17 protein-coding genes are annotated in these 21,195 nt (G+C 37.0%); 6 read left to right on the top strand and 11 right to left on the bottom strand.

The window, feature by feature from the left end; translation table 11 throughout:
• Window positions 1–15 precede the first annotated feature (15 nt).
• Genes CPHY_RS03775 through CPHY_RS03765 form a run of 3 tightly spaced genes read right to left on the bottom strand, consistent with a single transcriptional unit; the run spans window position 16 to window position 3,407 of the window.
• The gene (locus CPHY_RS03775) at window positions 16–2,007 is read right to left on the bottom strand and encodes a CotH kinase family protein (RefSeq protein ID WP_012198733.1); all 1,992 of its coding nucleotides are present in this window, start codon (window positions 2,005–2,007) and stop codon (window positions 16–18) included.
• A gap of 29 nt (window positions 2,008–2,036) precedes the next feature.
• Window positions 2,037–2,705: a DUF4956 domain-containing protein gene (locus CPHY_RS03770; RefSeq protein WP_012198732.1), complete on the bottom strand. Its 669-nt coding sequence runs from the start codon at window positions 2,703–2,705 to the stop codon at window positions 2,037–2,039.
• A gap of 27 nt (window positions 2,706–2,732) precedes the next feature.
• Entirely contained in the window at window positions 2,733–3,407 is a 675-nt protein-coding gene (locus tag CPHY_RS03765) for a polyphosphate polymerase domain-containing protein (RefSeq protein ID WP_012198731.1), read from the bottom strand.
• A 313-nt stretch (window positions 3,408–3,720) separates the two neighbouring features.
• On the opposite strand from CPHY_RS03765, the gene CPHY_RS03760 reads away from it, so the two are divergent.
• A complete protein-coding gene (locus CPHY_RS03760; protein WP_012198730.1) occupies window positions 3,721–4,143 on the top strand; it encodes a PPC domain-containing DNA-binding protein in 423 nt (140 codons plus the stop codon).
• A gap of 275 nt (window positions 4,144–4,418) precedes the next feature.
• On the opposite strand, the gene bglX is transcribed toward CPHY_RS03760, so the two are convergent.
• The 5 genes from bglX to CPHY_RS03735 all read right to left on the bottom strand — a co-directional run bounded on the left by bglX (window position 4,419) and on the right by CPHY_RS03735 (window position 11,370).
• Window positions 4,419–6,623, bottom strand: a complete 2,205-nt coding sequence (gene bglX / locus CPHY_RS03755) for a beta-glucosidase BglX (RefSeq protein ID WP_041703920.1) — start codon at window positions 6,621–6,623, stop codon at window positions 4,419–4,421.
• A gap of 163 nt (window positions 6,624–6,786) precedes the next feature.
• Window positions 6,787–7,824, bottom strand: a complete 1,038-nt coding sequence (locus tag CPHY_RS03750) for a LacI family DNA-binding transcriptional regulator (RefSeq protein WP_012198728.1) — start codon at window positions 7,822–7,824, stop codon at window positions 6,787–6,789.
• Between the two features lie 73 nt (window positions 7,825–7,897).
• Window positions 7,898–9,442, bottom strand: coding sequence for an ABC transporter substrate-binding protein (locus CPHY_RS03745; protein ID WP_012198727.1), 1,545 nt, complete (start codon window positions 9,440–9,442; stop codon window positions 7,898–7,900).
• A 68-nt stretch (window positions 9,443–9,510) separates the two neighbouring features.
• Entirely contained in the window at window positions 9,511–10,422 is a 912-nt protein-coding gene (locus CPHY_RS03740) for a carbohydrate ABC transporter permease (RefSeq protein ID WP_012198726.1), read from the bottom strand.
• A gap of 15 nt (window positions 10,423–10,437) precedes the next feature.
• On the bottom strand, window positions 10,438–11,370 hold the full coding sequence (locus tag CPHY_RS03735; protein ID WP_242657963.1) for an ABC transporter permease: 933 nt from the start codon (window positions 11,368–11,370) through the stop codon (window positions 10,438–10,440).
• A gap of 332 nt (window positions 11,371–11,702) precedes the next feature.
• Here CPHY_RS03735 and CPHY_RS03730 point away from each other — a divergent pair, with 332 nt between their 5' ends.
• Window positions 11,703–15,044, top strand: a complete 3,342-nt coding sequence (locus CPHY_RS03730) for a GH36-type glycosyl hydrolase domain-containing protein (RefSeq protein WP_012198724.1) — start codon at window positions 11,703–11,705, stop codon at window positions 15,042–15,044.
• A 39-nt stretch (window positions 15,045–15,083) separates the two neighbouring features.
• Window positions 15,084–15,860 (top strand): endonuclease/exonuclease/phosphatase family protein, encoded by a 777-nt coding sequence (locus CPHY_RS03725; protein ID WP_012198723.1) that lies wholly within the window; start codon window positions 15,084–15,086, stop codon window positions 15,858–15,860.
• 129 nt (window positions 15,861–15,989) lie between these two features.
• Here CPHY_RS03725 and CPHY_RS03720 read toward each other — a convergent pair whose 3' ends face one another.
• The 3 genes from CPHY_RS03720 to CPHY_RS03710 form a co-directional block, all read right to left on the bottom strand.
• Window positions 15,990–16,724 (bottom strand): energy-coupling factor ABC transporter ATP-binding protein, encoded by a 735-nt coding sequence (locus CPHY_RS03720; RefSeq protein ID WP_012198722.1) that lies wholly within the window; start codon window positions 16,722–16,724, stop codon window positions 15,990–15,992.
• Between the two features lie 250 nt (window positions 16,725–16,974).
• On the bottom strand, window positions 16,975–17,748 hold the full coding sequence (gene cbiQ / locus CPHY_RS03715; RefSeq protein ID WP_012198721.1) for a cobalt ECF transporter T component CbiQ: 774 nt from the start codon (window positions 17,746–17,748) through the stop codon (window positions 16,975–16,977).
• A gap of 41 nt (window positions 17,749–17,789) precedes the next feature.
• Window positions 17,790–18,140 carry a metal-sensing transcriptional repressor gene (locus CPHY_RS03710; RefSeq protein ID WP_012198720.1) on the bottom strand — a complete coding sequence of 117 codons (351 nt, stop codon included), beginning with the start codon at window positions 18,138–18,140 and terminating at the stop codon, window positions 17,790–17,792.
• A 696-nt stretch (window positions 18,141–18,836) separates the two neighbouring features.
• On the opposite strand from CPHY_RS03710, the gene CPHY_RS03705 reads away from it, so the two are divergent.
• Genes CPHY_RS03705 through ureC form a run of 3 tightly spaced genes read left to right on the top strand, consistent with a single transcriptional unit; the run spans window position 18,837 to window position 21,192 of the window.
• Window positions 18,837–19,139, top strand: coding sequence for an urease subunit gamma (locus tag CPHY_RS03705; protein WP_012198719.1), 303 nt, complete (start codon window positions 18,837–18,839; stop codon window positions 19,137–19,139).
• A gap of 18 nt (window positions 19,140–19,157) precedes the next feature.
• On the top strand, window positions 19,158–19,478 hold the full coding sequence (locus tag CPHY_RS03700; RefSeq protein WP_012198718.1) for an urease subunit beta: 321 nt from the start codon (window positions 19,158–19,160) through the stop codon (window positions 19,476–19,478).
• A 1-nt stretch (window position 19,479) separates the two neighbouring features.
• Window positions 19,480–21,192 (top strand): urease subunit alpha, encoded by a 1,713-nt coding sequence (ureC, locus tag CPHY_RS03695; RefSeq protein WP_012198717.1) that lies wholly within the window; start codon window positions 19,480–19,482, stop codon window positions 21,190–21,192.
• Window positions 21,193–21,195 lie beyond the last annotated feature (3 nt).

Below are 21,195 nucleotides of genomic sequence, written 5' to 3'. Positions count from 1 at the left end.
CTCTGCTGCTTCTTATTATATCATATTCTTTCTTGGTTTGGCGATGAAGATAGTTGCGTAGATCAGAAAAATCAACATACCGACGGTGAGGATAACCATTGTACTGGAGTTAATTTGAGATGATGTCACGGATGCGTTGGTCAGGTTTGTATCACCCTGTCTGCCGCCCCGACCGCCATTACCATTGTCAGCCCCAGGTTGATTCATACCGTCCGGTAATCCATTCTGCATACTAATAACCATGTCTATTTGTTCTTCCGACAAACCTAGTTCCAGAAGGTCATCTTTTACTTCATCCGTCAATTCACCGCCAGCTTCCCTGAGAATTTGCATAGCCTGCTGCATTAACGCCATATCTACCATATTCCCTCCCGGAAATCCTCCTTGACCGTCCAGCGAGAAATCCCCGTCAACCTCTGGGCGCCCGCCCATTCCGCCGCCCATACCACCTGCTCCCATTGAACCTAGAGCAGAAAGGTTGACGCCCTCCGCGTCTATCAGGGCTGAATTGTCGGCGTTTTGCCCATTTGATGTTGATGGAATTGTCCCGTTAAGTTGACCCTTGATGCTTTCTGCACGCAAATGCCCAAGCTCAATTAAATTTGGTAACGACTCCTTATACTGATCATAGGTATAGTATGCTGAAACATCATTTTTTACATACTCACTAATTTTTACATCCAATTCGTTAATTTTCTTTTCAAACAGCCCGCTCTCAAAATATCCTTCTACGATTTGCTGCAGATAGCTGTGGTATCTCTCCTTATATTCATCTACTTCTAACAGCATATTAAGAAGAGGTCTGTCCTCCATGCTCACTCCACTTACCGGCGTGTCTATAGGGAAATTCACAACACTAGACGCACCACCTGACTGGAATCCTCCGAAAGCAAGGCCGTAATCCCACGGTAAAATGCTCAACTTTCCATCGCGCTCATAGATATAGTAATTCTGCGCCATATTGGAAATGTAGCTATCAAGGTTGACAACTACCGTATGCGCCGCGAAGTAGCGTAAAATCTCGTCAACATCGAAATATTTTTCCAAATCAGTTCCAGTGTTCAGATTTTCAAGCGCTGTGATTACGCGCTTTTTGTCCTTCTTAGAAGCATTATTAAACACGGCATTTTCAAAAATTGCGGAATAGCTACTTATGTTATCGTCGGTGTAGACAAGCGAACCGCCGCCTTGTCCACCGAAGCCGCCCATTCCGATGCCACCGCCTTGCTGCCTGTCCTCGAAGTTTATACCACCATCGCCCTGTGAACGATCACCAAAGTTTCCGTTCTGCTGCCTGTCAGGGAATCCCTCGTTATTTAAAGCTTCCCCTCTACCAGGGAATCCGTTCTCACCATCCTGCTGCATATCCTCGAAATTACCGCGCATCCCCATTCCCATTTTTACACTGTACAACTGTCCGGCTGACGTACTATAAGCGCGGTCCAAAAACGCTTCTTCGTACCGTTCAAGCGCAACGCAAAAACCATAGTCCTCGCCGTTGACCGTTACACTGGCGTAATTTGTGAGTGGTGTTGCAACGCCGATATAGTTCATAATCTCATAAGAGAGATAATCCTTCATATACGTCGCGTCGCCCATCATGTTATTTATACAAAATGTATCCAGTCCATAATAGGTCTGCCCTTTAATATATTTATTTAACTTGAATTGCAGGCTATATCTCCCCCCACCGTCTGACGTAATAGCTGACGAAAGGCTTGAATTACCTTTTGTCCTCACGCCTACGCCACTGAACTTTTCCCCATTGATTATAAGGTCGGCGGATATCCATTCCTTGGCCTGAGCATTGTCAAGAAGACTCTGCCAATCGCTGCCGTCCACTTGAATGTCAAGCGTTATGATTTCATCGCCAAATAGCCTTTTTTGATATTCAGGGATATTCGTAGTGTCAAAAGCGTTTGCGGCGTAAACAACGAATCCGCAAATAAATAGGCAAAAGCAAATAATCACGCCTGTGATGGCTGGGATATACTTACTCGTTATCATTTTCGAGTCTCCTTTCTGTTAATTTATTATTACATATAATAGTCACCGTTATATGAAACAAGTGTTGCGTTGTAAACGCCTTCAATACCCAATAGCAAGTTTACAAATTGCGAAGATGACTCCTTCAACCGTACCTCAACGGTCAGTTCCATCCCCTCTTTCGATACGCTTTTTGCTTTAACGACGTGCTTTTTCGTATGAGTATTCAACAGTTGTAACGATTGCGTCTCTGCTTGTTCTCCTGCACAACTGATTACGACCACATAAGGCGTGTCGTTTGTTTTACGATTGGCAAATATGAATAGTATAAGTCCTATTATCACTGAGCCAATGATCGCTAAAGGTATAAGTCCAGCGCCTACAATAATACCCACCGTGATAGACCAGAACAAGTACACAAGATCGAGCGGCTCTTTCACAACGGTTCTGAAACGGACGATGGACAACGCTCCGACCATTCCGAGGGAGATTATCAAGTTTGATGATACTGCCAAAATGACAAGCGTCGTTATCAATTCCATCGCAATCAGCGAGATGCCAAAAGACGATGAGTACATTACACCCTTGAAAGTCTTTGTATACACAAAGAAGATAAATAGGCCGGTAGCGAACGATATAAGTAGCGCTGCCAGTATGTCGGGGATGGAAAAAGACGCCGCCTTGTCCAAAAAGCTGAAATTGAAAATTTGTTCTAACATGAATGTATCCTCCTGTATTTTGGTAGTTTATACGAGTCTTGCCACAACGTATTTGGAAAACTCGGTTTGATTTCGAGAGCCAATTTGCAGTATGTCACGGATAATGTCTGGTAGGAAACCGTCATATTTGATTTCCATGATGATCGCATTGGCCGCCGGAATGGTGGTCAGTGCCGGATTTAGAAAACCTACAACGCTGTTCGAAGTTCTGATATTACTGTCGAACGTTATCCGCACGTTGCCCGCATGATATGTGTAGGCTTCTCGGCGGTAATCCACGATATTTTTCGGACGCAGATTTTGATAACGGATTTTCGTATATAATTCCATTAGCAGTGGTGAATCCGGCAATTTTAAGCAATCATAGTTCCCTAACAGCAATGACTCGCATTGTTCTGCTGTGATTACCGCGCTCTCTTTGTAACATAGGCGGTTGGCTTTACTCTTTCTTTCGAGTCGGATAAAAGAAGTGTCATCGTTATAGTATCGCAGTCTGAATTTTTCACGTTTGCTTTGTCCAGATAGTTTTTCCACCACCGCCTTATCTGTGTAATTGTCAAAGTAAAGGCTGCGTATTTTGTATCCGCCGTCTTCCAGTACATTTTCATCCGGCTTTGCAATGTATTTCAGTTTTGCCGAAAGTTGCATAAAGTCGGAAGTATTGACGTAAATCTTGTGTTCGTGTCTGCCTTTTTCGTTCATAATCTCACCTCCCAGTCTTTTATTGAAGACAGTATAACTGGTATGGGTGAACTGCTGTTGTTTTCTATCTGAACTTTATCTGAACTTTTTTATTTGATATGTGATTTAAGAAATACCGGTATTACTTCTATAAAACTTTCAAGTAGTATAACCAAAGGCACAAGGTATGTATTTAGCGCTTATTAGTGGGTGGTAAGCAGATTCCTTCAAAAATCTGATAAACTAATGCAATAGATTTCATAATCATGTATAATTAACGTGATAGAGGAACTTTTGTGAAACCGAATTTTTGATCAAAGGAGGACGGTATCTTATGGATTATCGTAGATTTCAAAACCATTATGTAATTCGCTTGGATCGTGGAGAAGATATTGTTGCTAAATTAAAGGAATTAGCAACAACTGAGCAGATTAAACTTGCTACTCTAAGCGGGCTTGGAGCATGCGGCAAAGTCACTGCTGGACTTTTTGATACATCACAAAAAGTGTATAAGAGTTATACTTTTGAGGGTGATTTAGAAGTCGTTTCGCTTGGTGGTACTATTACCACTATGAACGGAGATATTTATACACACTTACATATCAGTGTGTCTGATGAAAATGGAAATGTATATGGCGGACATCTGAATGAAGCCATTATCAGTGGAACCGGAGAATTGGTTTTAACAGTTATCGATGGTGTTGTTGAACGTGAATTTAGCGAAGAAATTGGGCTTAATTTATTAAAGTTCATATAATGTGGTGATAAATAATACACTATTCTTTAACTTCAATTTCATTTAGAAAAAAGGGCTTCTTTAATTTTATTTCTTTTAGTAATAAGGCTATCAAGATAGTCTTATTAGATAATTTAAAAAATGCGTCTTGTTTTCAGATCAAAACAAGGCGCATTTTTATATTATAATTCTATGGAATATTTAAATTTAATTTATTTTTACAAAGATTCCTTTTGTTTCAGAATCCAAGATACTGAAATTTTATTATTAGTAAGAATTCCGTACCTTTCTAGTCTCTAATTTAAATTAAAAGAAACATACTCTTCTGTGCTGCTATCCGTACCAAGGTATACATGAAATTCACCTTTTTCACTACCAAAGGATAGATCATCCTTACAGAATCGTAACATCTCTTCTGTAATCTCAAAGGTAACATTCTTAGCTTCACCAGGCTGCAACGTAACTTTCTGATAACCTTTTAGCTCTTTTCTAGGACGTACGACACTTCCGATACAATCTCTGATATAGAGTTGAACTGTTTCTGTACCTGCATATTCCCCAACGTTTTTAACAGTAACATAGGCATCTATTGTTTCTCCAATAGACATAATATCCTTACTTAATTTAATATCATCATATTGGAATTTTGCATAACTTAGTCCATATCCAAATGGATAAAGAGGTGTATTCGGAATATCCCTGTAATTCGAGCGATACTCTTTTCCTCCTGTTTTTGGATCATAAGGTCTTCCGGTAAAATACTCATTGTAATGCACCGGTACCTGACCCACGCAATAAGGGAAACTCATAGGTAGCTTTCCGCTAGGGCTTACCTTGTTAATAAGAGTATTTAAGATTGCTGTACCGCCTTCGGTACCTGGTAACCAGACATTTAAAATAGCTTTTGATTTTTCTGATACTTCACGCAAATCCAAAGGTCTTCCGGTAAAAATAATTACTGCAATATTTGGATTTACTTCATAGATAGCATCTAATAGTTTATATTGAATTTTCGGTAACGTTAAGTCAGAACGGCTTGCTGACTCACCAGACATGCGACGATGTTCTCCAATGGCTAATATAATCTTGTCAGCATTCTTTGCAGCCTCAACTGCTTCCTGTAACATTCTCTCCTCGTCTTCTTTGCTAGGTTCCTGTACATGCTGATCCGGAATTAAATTACTATCCTCAGCTCCTAGTATGTTACAGCCCTTTGCAAAAGTAAACTCATAATCCATTCTAACCTTATCTGCAGCTTCCGCTATGGATACTGTGTCTTCTGGTCTTCCTAACATAGACCATACTCCATAGATTTCTTTTTCAGAAACAAATGGACCGATCAGTGCTATCTTTTCTCTCTTTTTCAATGGTAAAATCCCATCATTTTTTAATAAAACAAAGGATTTTTCTGCTGCTTCCAGAGAAACTTTTCTATGTTCTTCACATAAAATAATTTCTTTTTCTTTCTCTTCATCCGCATCTTTATATGGATTTTCAAATAATCCTAATTTATTCTTTAAATTTAATATTCTTAGAACTGCTTCATCTAACAGCTCTTCTTTCACCGTACCATCTTCAATTAAAGATTCAAGGTTTTTACTATAGATTCCGGTCATCATATCGATGTCTACACCGGCATTCATAGCAAGTCCTGCGGCTTCTTTACGGTCTTTCGCATATCCATGGTATTGAAGTTCTTCAATTGCTGCCCAGTCTGAGATTAAGACTCCATCAAATCCCATTTCATCTCGAAGTACATTTCTATTGAGCCATTGATTACCGGTGGAAGGAATTCCGTTTAATGTATTAAATGATGTCATCACCATTTCTACTCCTGCCTTCACCGCCGCTTCATAGGCTGGAAGATAATAACCTCGTAATGTATTTTCGGAAAGTTCCACTGTATTATAGTCCCTACCTCCGTTAGGAGCACCATATGCAGCGAAATGCTTTACACAAGCAGCAATACTATACTCTTCACCAACGTTTGTACCTTGAAATCCTTCCACCATAGCGATGGCAAAGTCACTGTTTAACTTTGTATCTTCACCAGTAGACTCCATTACCCTTCCCCATCTAGCATCTCGTACTAAGTCAACCATTGGAGCAAATGTTACATGTACACCCGAAACAGCGGACTCTTTTGCTGCTATCTGAGCACATCGTTTTGATAATTCCGGTTCAAAAGTAGCTCCCTGTGCTAGTGGAATAGGAAATATGGTGCGAAATCCGTTGATAACATCTAACATGATTAGCAGTGGGATATTGTGAGGATGATTTTTTATGTAAGCATCCTGTATTTCTTTGTATTTTTTTGCTCCTAATAATCCAATGACAGATCCTGCCTGAGCAATACTTTGCTCTGTAATTCCATTTTCCCTGATAGGTCCTGTAAGCTCTACATCATCTATAAAAAAACCACTGGTAACTTGCAAAAGTTGATTAATCTTTTCGATAAGACTCATATCTTGCACTAATTCTTTTAACTTTTGTTGATCCATTGCACGTTCCTTTCTGTCAATCGTCATTATGTCAATAATCTATACTAATTTCTGCGCTTCTCTTACCGCTTGAATATGCCTACTCAGTAGGTTATGTGGAGCTTTAGAATTTCTTAGGCAGCGTCTTTTGGTGCCTTAGAAATTCTCTTCACACTTTCACACATTAGGGCTTTTGAATATTCTTAACAGAACCTCGCTTCATAATTACAGAGTCATATACCATATGCTGTGACTTCTCTCCATTCATCATTCCGTGAAGCATAGATACCGCAGATAAAGCCATCTCTATCGCAGGCTGATACACGGTATCAAGAGATGGATTATAAAATTCTGTCATTTCTATTCCGTCAAATCCAATAATTGAAATATCTTCTGGTATTCTTTTACCACTTGCAAGCGCTGCCTTAGCAGCTCCAATTGCTAATACATCCGAAAAGGCAAAAACAGCTGTCATAGATGGATTTTTTTGCATCAATTGTTTCATAGCCAAAAATCCAACACGAAATCCGGCCCCACTCGCTGGAGTACCATTAGAAACTAAATTTTCATCTAGTGGGATTCCACTTTCCAGAAGCGCTCTTTTATATCCTTGATAACGCAAGATGTTTGGAGTAACCAGATTACCTACATCTTTGTATAAGAATCCAATATTGGTATGTCCCATATCAATTAAATATTTCGTTGCTTTATAAGCTTCTTTTTCATCATCAATAATTACACTGGAATAGAGGGACGGATCCACATTTCCCTCTGAATTTACAGTAAGCAGAACACAAGGAATTCCAAGTTGCTTAAATTTTGCCTCTGTATAAGAAGAATAAGATCCTCCCATAATGATTATTCCACATAAATTGCTATGCATTGATTCACTGATTGCAATATCAAGTTCATCAGAGCTCTCATCAACGTTTTGAATAAGAAGCGGAAAACCTCTCGATGCCATCTCAATTTCTATGACATCAATCATTTTTATAAAAAATGGATTGGACATGTATTTGACAATCAGCGCAATATTTTCAGACTGCGTTAACTTTAGATTCCGGGCATTATTATTTGGAATGTAATTGTATTCATTAATCACATCCATTACTTTCTTTTTTGTTTTTTCACTAACTGCTCCTGTTTGATTAATAACTCGAGAAACAGTTGCAATACCTACACCCGATAATCTTGCTATATCCTTAATATTGATATTTGCCATGCATGAACCTCCAGTATCATATATTTTTTATCAAAAAAGGCTGCCGTAATTCCTACAGCAGCCTTTTAATTCTTTATTTAATAATAGGCGTAAAGGATGCTAATTGATTTTTTAATTCGTCTAAAACTTTATCAATACCTGCTTGTTTTAGCTGGTTTCTATATTCCTCAATAGCAGCTGCCACATTTTCTGTCTTACCTAACATAAGCTGTATACCAAGGGTTGAGTTAACGTTAGATATCGCTGAAAGTTCCGTACTAACTTTGGAGGAATCAAAGCTAAATCCTGTATAAGGGTCACTAAGGTAATTCTGACTCCACTCTTTTGTTTTTTCGTAACGGCTAGGATGCTCTGTTCTACGAGGAAGTTTAAATTCTGAGTTACTAAATGCCCAAGCTGAAAATCCACCTGCGTCTACAGCATCATTGAAATTTGCTGGTTTTTCAAGAAAACCATCTTTAATTTCATATTGGCGACCTTCAATACCATACTGTAATAAACTATAATAAGATTTATCAGTTAGGAACTTCTCAATTACCATAACGCATCTTTCAGGATATTTAGAATTTGCATTAACAACAGTTATATCCTGAGCCGGTGAACTTTGCATTACCTTGTTATTATCTTCTGCAAAGTACCATGCATCCATATCCTGATCTGGTAAATTACCATGGATACCGGTATAGTTTCCTGTCCAATCACCCATGTGTGTGATATAAGAGGAAGACTGACCATTCTTATACATTTCCTTATCACCAGTGGAAGAAGATAGGATATCCTTTGGCCAATACCCTTTATGTTCCCACTCATCAAGCATTGTCACATACTGTGCAAATTCATCTGTAAATGCTGGGTGGATCACATCTTTATAGTCTTGATAATCACGAGTTACAAAATACATTTCACTGGTAGAAATACCAGGAGCAGGTACCCAGTTTCCGGTAGTATCTACTAGCATTTTATAAAAGTCCATAGAAACTTCTGCATTACCATTGATAGGATAGATTCCATGAGCAACAGAGGCATCACAATATGCAATCATAGAGTCTAAATCGGTAACTTCTTTAATACCCCATTTTTCACAATTCGCTTTGTTATATACAAAACCAGTACAGTTAAAGCCTGCTCCAAGGGTTGGAACACCGTAGATTTTACCTTCGGCGGTTGTTGCTGCCCAGCTTGTTTCTGGTACTCTTGTTTTTAATGTTGGAGCATATTTGTCTATGATATTAGTGATATCATATAAAGATCCTTGTTTTGCCAATGTATAAAACGGTACTACTGTATTGATTGAAGCATAAGCCATATCAAAAGCTTCATTGGATGCCCAGATTAGCGGATACTTGGTTCCAATATCGCCCCAATCTATGTACTTAATTTCGATGGAAGTATTAATATCTTCCGTCAGTTTACGATTAATTTCTGCTAAAATATCCTCATTTGCTACACCAGCGGAACCATACAGATACATAGTAAGTGTTACATGTTCTGATAAGTCGACTTCCCCCTCAGACTTATTCCCTGATGAATTTGTTTTCGCCCCTTTGCCGCATCCCGCTAGGAGCACGCTGACCATAATGAGGCTTAAGATACTGCGCATAACTTTTTTCATTTTCATACTTTTTCCTCCTTTATTTTATAGGTCTTCTACTAAAAAGTAAAGCCTATAATATCATTTTGAAACAATCATCCTTTTACAGAGCCTATCGTAAGTCCGCTTACAAAATATCTCTGAACAAAAGGGTATAATAAAATAATTGGTCCCGTTGTTAATACTGCAGTCGCCATCTTAACGGATTGAGTTGGCAACGTACTAACATCAATAAAATGACCTTGACTGGCTAATGCTTCAATACTTGTTTGATTAATCATCTTTTGTAAATAATACTGTAAAGGATATTTGGATGGAGTATCAATATATAAGCTAGCACTATACCATTGATTCCAATAACCAAGCGCAAGGAAAAGTCCAATTGTTGCTAGAGAAGGAATAGCAAGCGGCATAAAGACTTTTCTATAGATTGTAAAAGCTCCTGCACCGTCTATAGTAGCAGATTCATACAATTCATCTGGTATAGACTTCATAAAATTTCTCATCAAAAATATAGACCAAGCACTAATTAGTCCTGGGATTATCATTACCCATATACTATCTTTTAGATGCAGGTATCTTACATTTAAAATATAGGAAGGAACGAGACCTCCGCTAAATAGTGTGGTGAAATAGATAAAAAAGGAAAAGAAATTTCGATATTTAAAATCCTTTCTATTAAGTACATAACCCGCCATAGACATAGTGAATAACCCAAGTAGCGTTCCTATTACTGTAGTTGTTATTGTTACTTTATAAGCATTAATTAACTTTGTTGGGTTGTCTAATAAGTATTTATATGCGGCAATACTCCATGTTTTAGGAAATAGCTTATACCCTTCTGCTACAATCTCTCTTTCTGTCATAAAGGAAGAGGAAATCATTAACACAAACGGGAAAAGACAAGATATTGCGAAAATTCCAATTACCACATAACATATAATTGATAACGCTTTATTGCCATTGCTCATTTTTATGGAATTTCCATCCCGGTGATTTTTCTTCATTTTCTACCTCCTTTTTTAAAATAGTGCACTCTCTGGCTCAATTTTTCTGACTATCAAGTTAATTGTAAGAACTAAGATCAAGCCAAACACGGATTGGTATAGTCCAACAGCTGCACTGGATGCAAAATTAAAGGAACCAATTAAACTACGGTATACATAAGTATCAATAATATCCGTCTGGCGATATAGGAGTGAATTGGTACCTATAAGATTATAAAATAAATCAAAGGATCCTCGTAAAATACCTCCAAGACCAAATAATACTAATAAGACAAAGGTTTGTTTTAAAAGTGGGATCGTTACATAACAAATCCTTTGAAAACGACTGGCGCCATCTATATAAGCTGCTTCATAAACTTCACCACTAATTCCTGTGATAGCTGCTAAATACACAATCATTCCATATCCTGTTGTCTTCCATATATAGAAAAAGACAATTATGTACTTCCATATCCCCGGATTAGAATAAAAAGGAAAACGCTCCATACCTAGATTTACCAATATAGAGTTAATAAAGCCGTTATCGAAATTAAAAAAGTTATATGCAAAAACTCCAACTACCACATAAGAAATAAAATGAGGAAGTAAGATTACTGATTGGGAAATTTTTTTAAAATATTTATTCATTATTTCAGACAACATAATTGCTAATATAATCTGTAAAGAATGGCTTAATATCAAAAAAACTATATTGTACAATAACGTATTTTTTGTGATTCTCCAAAGATCACCATTCTTTATTAAAAATTCAAAATTTTTAAAACCTACAAAATCACTTTTGAAAATTCCCTTGTTGGGATTGTAATTGACGAAAGCAACATATGCTCCAGGCATCGTAACGTAGGAAAAAATAATAAAATAAACGATTGCTGGCAGAAGCATAAGAAACATGACCCAATTTTTACGCATTTCTTTTCCAAATGCTTGGAACCCCCGCTTTACTTTCAATTTTCTTCCTCCAATCTTTTTATTATCAAAACTAGGAAATGAGTGAATAGATATTTGTGTAATTGGAAACGTTTCCTTTTGTTTTGATATTTACATCATAATTCATTCAATATTTTTTGTCAATATGTCAAATATGTCAATGTATAATATATTTTTTTGTGCATTATATACAGTATGAATTTTTATCCATTTCTTTTTCCTCAATCTGGTATCCTTTTATTCTCTTCCACTTTTATTGATAATTACTATTTTTCTTGACATATAAATCTCATTCTTGTATACTTCTTGTAAATTGGAAATGTTTCCACTCGTTTTATGAAGGAGGTAACTATATGATACTAAAAACATTGTCTGCTCCAATCATCCTAGAAAACAGTAACAGTACTTTTACTTTCTTACCAGGAGGAGACAACTTTGAATGGATTCATGAATCCATTATGATCAATGCTTTTCAAGGTAATACGCTTGATGGCTCTACCAACAATTTGTATCTTCGAATATACAAAGATAATTCCCTTGCTTTCTATCCTCTCATCGGGATGAACTCCAAAAGCACTATAAAATCCGGTACATCAACACTTATTTTTGAAGGAACGGCTGAGGATATTTCCTATACCGTTACTTTTCGTTTAACCCCATACGGTATTTGGTTCTGGGACATATCTCTGTCTGGAAATTGCAACAAAGCAGATATTATCTATTCCCAGGATATCGGTGTCGGTACAAAGGGAAGTGTTAATTCCAATGAATTGTATTTGGCACAATATTTAGGTCATAGCATCTTTCAAGGAGATTATGGCTACGTGATATGTTCCAGACAAAATATGGCTCAGGGTGATTTATTTCCATACCTCCAACAAGGTAGCTTAGGTATTCGTTCCATTGCTTATTCTACCGATGGTACACAATTTTTTGGTCTATCTTATAAAAAAACAAATATCCCTGAAGCATTGTACGGGGATCTTCCAAGCAAAAATAAGCAGTATGAGTTAGCTCATACCGCCCTTCAAACCGAAGCCTTTTCGCTCTCTGGAACAAAACAATTCTCTTTTTATGGTATTTGTAAAACTAATCATCCGGAAGTAATCCGTGAAATAGAGTACATACAGGAATTAGAAAAAGCCTATGCCTACCATGAATCTGGAGAGATCTTGCCTGTTAATGTTCCTACCCTTCAAAACATAGGGGCTCCTTATGCTTCTTCTCGTTGGGATGCCAAACAGGTAGAACATTATTTCCCAAAGAGACTTCTTGAGGAAAAAGAGGAGGAAGCATTACTCTCCTTTTTCACACCAGAAAAAAGTCATGTTGTATTACAAGACAAAGAACTAACAACAGAACGTCCACACGGACATATTCTTATGACAAATTTTGATGTAACTAAGGTTCCTCAAGGTGTAGTAAGTTCTACAAACTATATGTATGGTGCATTTAACTGCCAGTTTGTAGTAGGAAATACAACTTATAATAAACTGCTATCCAATCACAGAGGTTTATTAAACATCCAAAAAGACAGCGGTCAGAGAATCTTTATTAAAATTGGCGACTGCTATAGACAACTTACCTTACCTGCTGCCTACGAGATGAATGTTGCGGGCAGTACCTGGTATTATCAGCTAGACGAGGATGTCTTAATAATTACCTCCTTTGCAATGTATAACCGACCGGAAATTGTACTAAAAGTTCAGTCTCTTGGGCATAAAAAATATGATTTTATTGTTACTCATCAGCTTACGGTAGGACCGAATGAGTATGAAAATGAAATCAAATTGACAAGAGAGGGTAATATACTACAGCTTTCCCCAACCGATCCTGTTGTTACGAATCATTTTTATCCTGAACTTTCGTTCCGAATGAGAATACCAGAGGACTGTACGTTATCAGACGATAGCATTTTCTTTCATAATAATACGACGATTAATCCATCTTTACTATCGATAGAAATACTTCAAAAATCCAGCTTTGATATTGTAATGCAAGGATTTGATACAGGAAATGTAATTCCATTCTTAGATCAGTATGACTATAAAGAACAGCTTGAAGCTTATCGCATTTACTATGATCAATTGGTTTGTAATTTTAAATTAAGTGCTCCAGACAAAATTCCACTTTCAGCAGAGAAACTAAATGCAATCATACATTGGTATGCTCATGATGCCTTAATCCATTTTGCATCTCCACATGGTCTTGAGCAATCCGGTGGTGCAGCATGGGGTACACGAGATGTATGCCAAGGCCCGATAGAATTTTTCTTAACTACAGGGCATTTTGACCTCGTACGACATATTCTGATAACTCTTTACTCCCATCAGATAGAGGGGGGATTCGAGTGGCCTCAGTGGTTTATGTTTGATCATTATCCTATACATCAAGAAGATTGTCATGGGGATGTTGTATTTTGGCCATTAAAAGCTATCAGTGATTATATACAGGCAACCGGAGACACCTCCATTCTAAATGAGCTTGTAGATTACCGCACTGCGAAAGATGCTTTGCCTACCAATCAGCCGGAAACAATACTGATTCATATCAAGCGTGCTGTCACTACAATAAAGAATCGTTATCTATCCGGGACAGCGCTAATTTCCTACGCTGGTGGAGACTGGGATGATACCTTGCAACCAGCCAATAGTGAATTAAAAGAAAATCTGGTAAGCGCCTGGACACAAGCTCTTGCAGAACAGACCTTAGAACTTCTTTGCAGTGCTATTAAGGGTATCGACCATGATTTTTCGAAAGAATTATCTCATATGGCAAACGACATCAGAACATCCTTCTATCAATATCTGATAAAAGACGGGGTTATCGCAGGTTTTCTTTATAGAGAATCCGAAGAACATATGAAGTATATGTTGCATCCGGATGATACGGAGTCATCCATCCATTATCGACTACTGCCACTAACCAGAAGTATTATAGCACAATTGGCTGATTTTAAGTTAGCAACTCGTAATTTAGAAATTATCGATGAACATCTGGCATGTCCGGATGGCGTTCGTTTGATGGACCATCCAGCTAGTTATAGCGGTGGAATCAGTAAAATATTCTTACGTGCAGAACAAGCAGCAAATGTTGGTAGAGAAATCAGCCTGCAGTATGTGCATGCTCACATTCGCTATATAGAAGCATTAGCAACTATGGGCCTTTCTAAAAAAGCATGGGATGCCTTAATGCGTATTAATCCGATCTTATTGACAGATTATGTACCAAATGCCCTTACTCGTCAAAGTAATGTTTACTTTAGCAGTTCCGAAGGATGCTTTGATGATCGTTATGAATATGCAAAAAACTTTGATAAACTAAGAACCGGAGATATTAATGTGAAAGGTGGTTGGAGGCTCTATTCCAGCGGTCCTGGTATTTATATCCGAAGAATCATTGCAGATTTGCTAGGAATTCGTTTCGGCCATAATGTTATCCACATCGATCCTGTTGTTACGAAAGAATTAGATGGCGTAACGCTACAATTTACTTGCTTTGGAAAGACAGTTTTCTTTACCTATCATGTCGATGACACGATGGATAAACATATTTGTGTTAAATCAAATAATAACATACTGCCTGGAGACAACTTAAACAATATCTACAGAGACGGTGGCATTCAGATTGCAAAAGATGTTTTCTTATCTGCTGCTATGAGCGATAATAATTTTCATATTTATGTTAAGAACTAATATTTATAAATGATAATTAATAAAGTGGAGGATGGACATATGAAGGTTGTAACATTTAATATCCGTTGTGATTATAATCAGGATGGTAATAATAACTTTCAATATAGAAAGGAGTTAATATTACAGAAATTAAAAAAAGAAAATGCAGATATTGTTTGTTTCCAAGAAGCATTACCGCATGTTGTTAAATGGTTAAAAGAGAATTTAGAGGATTATTATATTCTAAGTTGTGGTAGAGAAAAGGATTTAAAAGGTGAGCAAAATACTGTAGCTTTTAAAAAGGAGAAATATCAGTTAATATCAATGAATACATTTTGGTTATCATTAACCCCAGATGTACCTGGAACTAGGTACGAAAATCAAAGTATGTGTCCAAGATCAGTGACCGAGGTTTTTTTACAGGACTTAGAAACAGAAAAGTTATATTATCTCCTAAATACTCATTTAGATCATGAAGGCAGTGAAGCTAGAGTTCTAGGAATGCAGCAAATACTAAAACATATGAGTGGGGTTGCAGAGCAAAAGAAACAGGCGGGCTTTGGTAAAGTAGAAATGATTTTAACTGGAGATTTTAATGGATATCCGAATTCTGAGGAAATTAGTTTAATAGCAAAAAGCGAATTTTTAAGAGATCTTACATCGGGGATGGAAGGGACTTTCCATGATTTTGGAAGAATGCAGCCAGCGGAAAAGATAGATTATATCGTAGTATCTTCCGGATTAAAATGCTGCACTCGTGAATTATGGACGGATTGTGAGAATGGAGTCTTTCTTTCTGACCATTATCCAGTTAGCGTAGTACTGGAAGAGGTATAAACGATTAGAATTCACTCATGTTTGATTTGTGTGGTCCAGATTTGCTTTCACACACCATAGAAAAAAAGGCTTTCAATGATTGTTTTCATTGGAAGCCTTTTTTCTATGAACTCCTCTTTCTTAGTCCCACTATCTACCCCTAAGACAAAGAGGTAGCTCAAGACCATGTGCTTCCAGTAATTCTTTATCAAAAAGTATCTTTTCTGTAGGCGCATCTGCTACGACACAACCTTTTGATAAAAGAATAACCCTGCTGCAAGTTTCAAGCACCATATCCAGGTCATGAGTAGCAATTATTTTTATATAATCCAATCGATTTAATAACTGTATAAAAGCACGTCGGTTCCTAGGATCTAATGTAATTGTTGGTTCATCAAGCAATAGAATATCTGGTTTCATTGCGAGCAACGTGGCAATGGAGGCCATCTTCTTTTCCCCACCAGACATTTTATAAATCTTTCTATCCCTAAGGTGAGTAATTCCTATTAAATCAAGTGCTTCCATAACCCTTTCTTCTACCAACTTTTCATTTAATCCATAATTTCTTAATGCGAATGCAGCATCATGATAAACATCTTGAGTAAACAACTGATTATCAGAATCTTGAAATAGGTAACCTATCTTTGAACGTATTTCAGAAAGTGTTTTTTTAGTAACAGGTACATGATTTACGATTGCTTCCCCTCTAAAGTTTAATTCTAATCCTACAAGAATTCTTAGTAAGGTTGATTTACCTACCCCATTCGCTCCTATAATTCCTACTGCTTCTGACTTATCAACAGAAAATGAAATGTCTTTTAATATATCATCTCCATTTCCATAGGAGAAAAAAATATTGTTAAGTTCTATGTACTTTTGATTCATACTTATTCTCTATTCCTTTCCATAACCGGCAAACTTTTAGCTGTAGCTATTTTTTCGCATATTTCATAATTCCATTCTAGTTAAAATAGCTAAAGTAAGTCTAGCTCCGCTTGTGAAGCACCGTTCGTTTTAAAGCACCGTTCGCTTGTGAGTCATCATTCGCCTGAGAAGCATCATTTACCTGAGAAGCTCTTTTCGCTTAGAAGCGGTGTACTTCCTTGATGGATCAAAATACTCTTCTAATAATACCTTACACATTTAATATCCTAAGGCAAATAATAATCATCAAAGATACTAGAAGGTAGATAAAATCTTTTTTATTAAATTTTTGAGATTTAGCATAAAAAATTTTTTTATGAAACCCTCGCAACTGCATACTGTCGTATAGCTTTTCCGCACGGTCAAAACTTCGTAATAGTAGTTGTCCCAAAAAAGTTCCCCAGACCTTATAATGTATTCCATTTTCCTTAGGTGCTCTTAGCGAATATGCTTCTATGACAGCATTTGCCTCGTTCATAAGAACAAACATATATCGATAAACTAAAAATATTTGAGTTACGATGATATCTGGAATATGTAATAAACTAAGTGCATAACATACCCCCTCAATACCAGTGGTTGCTATTAACAAATAGGATGCCAACAAGGAATACAACCCTTTTAATACCAAGGTAACCAAAGAAATCATGCCTCCAGTGATAGTAATCCCAAATACCTCATATATTTTTGAATGGTCAAGAAATGGATTGGCAATTCCAACAAGGCATATCAAAGGCAAAATTATTAGTATTTTCTTTAGGCTACTTTTGATGGATAACTCAGCCATATAATGTATCAGCAAGGGATATAGTAGCATCGGAAATAATCCAATGAAGTCGTATTTATCAAAGGATATTACACAGATAAGATAACTAATTGTAACCAACAGCTTTATTAGAGGATGTACCAGATTAACTAGATTTTTCCTATCTGCTAATTCATTTATTTCATGAATATTATAAATTGCTTGATTAATCTTACTCATAACACCTCTCTTATCCTTAAACTATCCTAGTATATTCTATATTATTTAATAAAGCGATCGATTGCAGTAATAACATCTTTTAAGGCAACTTCATCTCCAGATTCAACAGCATCAACAACACAATGCTCAATATGATCCTTTAAAATTACCTTTCCTGTTTTATTAAGAGCAGAAATCACTGCTGACAATTGAATTAAAACCTCACTACAATCCTTCCCCTCAAGAACCATACGTTTTACGTGTTCCAAATGCCCACTTGCCCTAGATAAACGATTTAGTACCACTTTTGTATTCGTATGATTATGTTTAAATTCTTTTCCATCCTCGTGATAATGAGTTTCTACCATACCATTTAATATCATTTCGGTAGGGACATTCGCAATCTTTTTCATTCCATAAATCCTCATATAATAAGCTATGAAACTTATTTTATTTGCTTAGTTAATAGTTACTATCAATAGAATTCCTAATACTAAAATACCTATAGTAGGTTATTAGCAGGTTTGACCATCCATTGCCAATAAATACAGAGCAACTGCTTCCGCTATTTTAACAGAATATCTATCAAATGAACAGATACATTTAGAAAGCATTAGTAAAAATAAAATAGTTTGCGGTGGAGAAGAACTTTCCTCCGATGCTGGTTTCTTATAAAATAGTTTACAACCTTAACACATTGTATAACTTATCCTTCTATAATATGCTAAAGTATCATTTTCCTTCTACATACTCTTAATCCTTAACTCTTATTATCCTTTACTCTTATTATCCTTTACTCTTACTATCCTTTACTCATATTATCCTTTACTCATATTATCCTTTACTCATATTATCCTTCACTCTTTGCTCCCTTACCTCCCCCCTACTCCATATACTATAATAAGTAACTTGCTTCACAATATTATGGTATCAACTAACACCAAATGTTGCATAGATAGATTATTACATTTTCATTATTCTAAGATGTAAAAGCCTAAGCAGACCTAATCTCCTCTTCATTTAGCAAAGATTAACAGTTTCTGAATATTTCTTTGTGCTACCGACCATAATAAATACTGGAAAAAATACTATTTAAAGGAGGGATATTTATGATGCTATCACCTCGTGAACAGGAAAAGCTCTTAATCGTGGTAGCTGCAAATCTTGCAAGAAGCAGAAAAGAAAGAGGGCTAAAACTGAATTATCCTGAGGCTATTTCCATGATTGCATTTGAAATATTAGAAGGTGCAAGGGATGGAAAGTCTGTGTCGGAATTGATGCAAGCCGGACGAGAAGTGCTTACAGTTGATGATGTAATGGATGGAATTGCAGACATGATTCATGATGTTCAGGTAGAAGCGACCTTTCCAGATGGCACAAAATTAGTTACTGTTCATCAACCAATAAAATAAAAAGGAGGTAACAGTAAATTGAAACCAGGAGAATATATTTTAAAAAACGAGGAAATTACATGCAATGAAGGCAGAAGAACTATTAAGATAACAGCTGTCAACACCGGGGATCGCCCTGTTCAAGTTGGATCTCACTATCATTTTTATGAAGTAAATTCTGCAATACAATTTAACAGGGAAGAAACGATAGGCATGCACCTTGATATACCAGCGGGTACTGCGGTTAGATTTGAGCCTGGTGACTCAAAAGAAGTTTCGTTGGTGGATTATGCAGGAGAACGTTTCGTATACGGATTTAATAATAAGATAGACGGTAAATTGGATACTAGGAGGAATTGATATGAGTTTTTCTATGACCAGAGAACTGTATACTGCAAAGTACGGCCCGACCGTTGGCGATGCTGTTCGTTTAGGTGATACCGATTTATTTATAGAAATCGAAAAAGATTATACTAGTTACGGAGATGAAGTTATATTCGGTGGAGGTAAAGTAATCCGTGATGGTATGGGACAAGACCCTCTTATAAGCCGTGCAGAAGGTGCAATGGATCTTGTTATTACCAATGCTGTGATTCTTGACTACTCTGGTATATACAAGGCTGACATCGGTATTAAAGATGGAAAAATTGCGGCTATTGGTAAAAGTGGTAATCCTCGCATCATGAAGAATGTAGACATTATCATAGGAGCATCCACTGAAATTATCGCAGGAGAAGGCCTTATTGTGACTGCCGGTGGTATTGATACTCACATTCACTTTATTTCACCTCAACAAGTAGATGTTGCATTAACATCAGGAGTAACCACTCTAATTGGTGGTGGAACTGGCCCAGCAGAAGGTACCAAAGCAACCACCTGTACCCCAGGAGAATGGAATATTCACCGCATGCTGGAATCGGTAGAAGGCCTCCCAATTAATGTAGGATTATTAGGAAAAGGAAGTACATCCTCTGATGTTGCCTTAACCGAGCAGATCAGAGCAGGGGTAATCGGACTAAAAATTCATGAAGATTTTGGAGCAATGCGTTCTGTTATTGATCATTCCTTAAAAATTGCAGATGAATATGATGTACAAGTGGCAATTCATACAGATACCTTAAATGAATTTGGATTCGTCGAAGACACCATCGATTCGATAAATGGTCGAGTAATTCATACCTTTCATACAGAAGGTGCGGGTGGAGGACATGCTCCAGATATTATTAAAATGGGTGCATTTTCAAACGTATTACCAGCCTCAACGAACCCTACCAAACCATATACCATCAATACAATCGATGAACATATGGATATGCTTATGGTTTGCCATCATTTAAGACGTAATGTTCCAGAAGATGTAGCATTTGCTGATTCCCGTATCCGAAAGGAAACAATCGCTGCAGAAGATATTTTGCATGATATGGGAATTTTCAGTATTATGAGCTCCGATTCCCAAGCTATGGGGCGTATTGGTGAGGTAATCACAAGAACCTGGCAGACAGCGGATAAGATGAAAAAGCAAAGAGGTAAATTACAAGGCGATAGCGGCGTCGGAGATAATAATAGAGCCAAACGATATATTTCCAAATATACAATAAATCCAGCAATTGCCCATGGTATCAATACCTATGTTGGATCGGTTGAAGTAGGTAAATATGCGGATCTGGTTCTATGGCAGCCTCAGTTTTTCGGAGCAAAACCAAATATGATTATAAAATGTGGCATGGTTGCAAACAGTATTATGGGAGATGCGAATGCATCAATTCCTACTCCACAGCCTATCACTTATCGCCCAATGTATGCATCTTACGGCTTGGCTCTACAAAGAAGTTCGATAACATTTGTCTCTAAAATTGCATTTGAATTGGGTGTACACAAAAAGTTAGGACTTGAAAAAACAGTACTTCCAGTTTTCGGTATTCGTAATTTAACGAAACAAGATATGAAGCATAACTGCGAAACACCAGAAATAACGGTAGATCCTCAGACTTATGACGTAAGGGTTAATGGGGAACTAATTACTTGTGAACCAGCTGCGGAACTTCCTTTAGCACAGCGGTATTTCTTATTTTAAGTT

Origin of the sequence: Lachnoclostridium phytofermentans ISDg (assembly GCF_000018685.1) — a bacterium.
Classification (GTDB): Bacteria; Bacillota; Clostridia; order Lachnospirales; family Lachnospiraceae; genus Lachnoclostridium; species Lachnoclostridium phytofermentans.
Note: the sequence above shows the minus strand (reverse complement) of the source record. Positions and strands in the feature narration are given on the sequence as shown.

Coding starts and splice junctions, on each gene's coding strand:
- CPHY_RS03775 (WP_012198733.1), bottom strand. CDS start 2,007: ATGATAACGAGTAAGTATATCCCAGCCATCACAGGCGTGATTATTTGC.
- CPHY_RS03770 (WP_012198732.1), bottom strand. CDS start 2,705: ATGTTAGAACAAATTTTCAATTTCAGCTTTTTGGACAAGGCGGCGTCT.
- CPHY_RS03765 (WP_012198731.1), bottom strand. CDS start 3,407: ATGAACGAAAAAGGCAGACACGAACACAAGATTTACGTCAATACTTCC.
- CPHY_RS03760 (WP_012198730.1), top strand. CDS start 3,721: ATGGATTATCGTAGATTTCAAAACCATTATGTAATTCGCTTGGATCGT.
- bglX (WP_041703920.1), bottom strand. CDS start 6,623: ATGGATCAACAAAAGTTAAAAGAATTAGTGCAAGATATGAGTCTTATC.
- CPHY_RS03750 (WP_012198728.1), bottom strand. CDS start 7,824: ATGGCAAATATCAATATTAAGGATATAGCAAGATTATCGGGTGTAGGT.
- CPHY_RS03745 (WP_012198727.1), bottom strand. CDS start 9,442: ATGAAAATGAAAAAAGTTATGCGCAGTATCTTAAGCCTCATTATGGTC.
- CPHY_RS03740 (WP_012198726.1), bottom strand. CDS start 10,422: ATGAAGAAAAATCACCGGGATGGAAATTCCATAAAAATGAGCAATGGC.
- CPHY_RS03730 (WP_012198724.1), top strand. CDS start 11,703: ATGATACTAAAAACATTGTCTGCTCCAATCATCCTAGAAAACAGTAAC.
- CPHY_RS03725 (WP_012198723.1), top strand. CDS start 15,084: ATGAAGGTTGTAACATTTAATATCCGTTGTGATTATAATCAGGATGGT.
- CPHY_RS03720 (WP_012198722.1), bottom strand. CDS start 16,724: ATGAATCAAAAGTACATAGAACTTAACAATATTTTTTTCTCCTATGGA.
- cbiQ (WP_012198721.1), bottom strand. CDS start 17,748: ATGAGTAAGATTAATCAAGCAATTTATAATATTCATGAAATAAATGAA.
- CPHY_RS03710 (WP_012198720.1), bottom strand. CDS start 18,140: ATGAAAAAGATTGCGAATGTCCCTACCGAAATGATATTAAATGGTATG.
- CPHY_RS03705 (WP_012198719.1), top strand. CDS start 18,837: ATGATGCTATCACCTCGTGAACAGGAAAAGCTCTTAATCGTGGTAGCT.
- ureC (WP_012198717.1), top strand. CDS start 19,480: ATGAGTTTTTCTATGACCAGAGAACTGTATACTGCAAAGTACGGCCCG.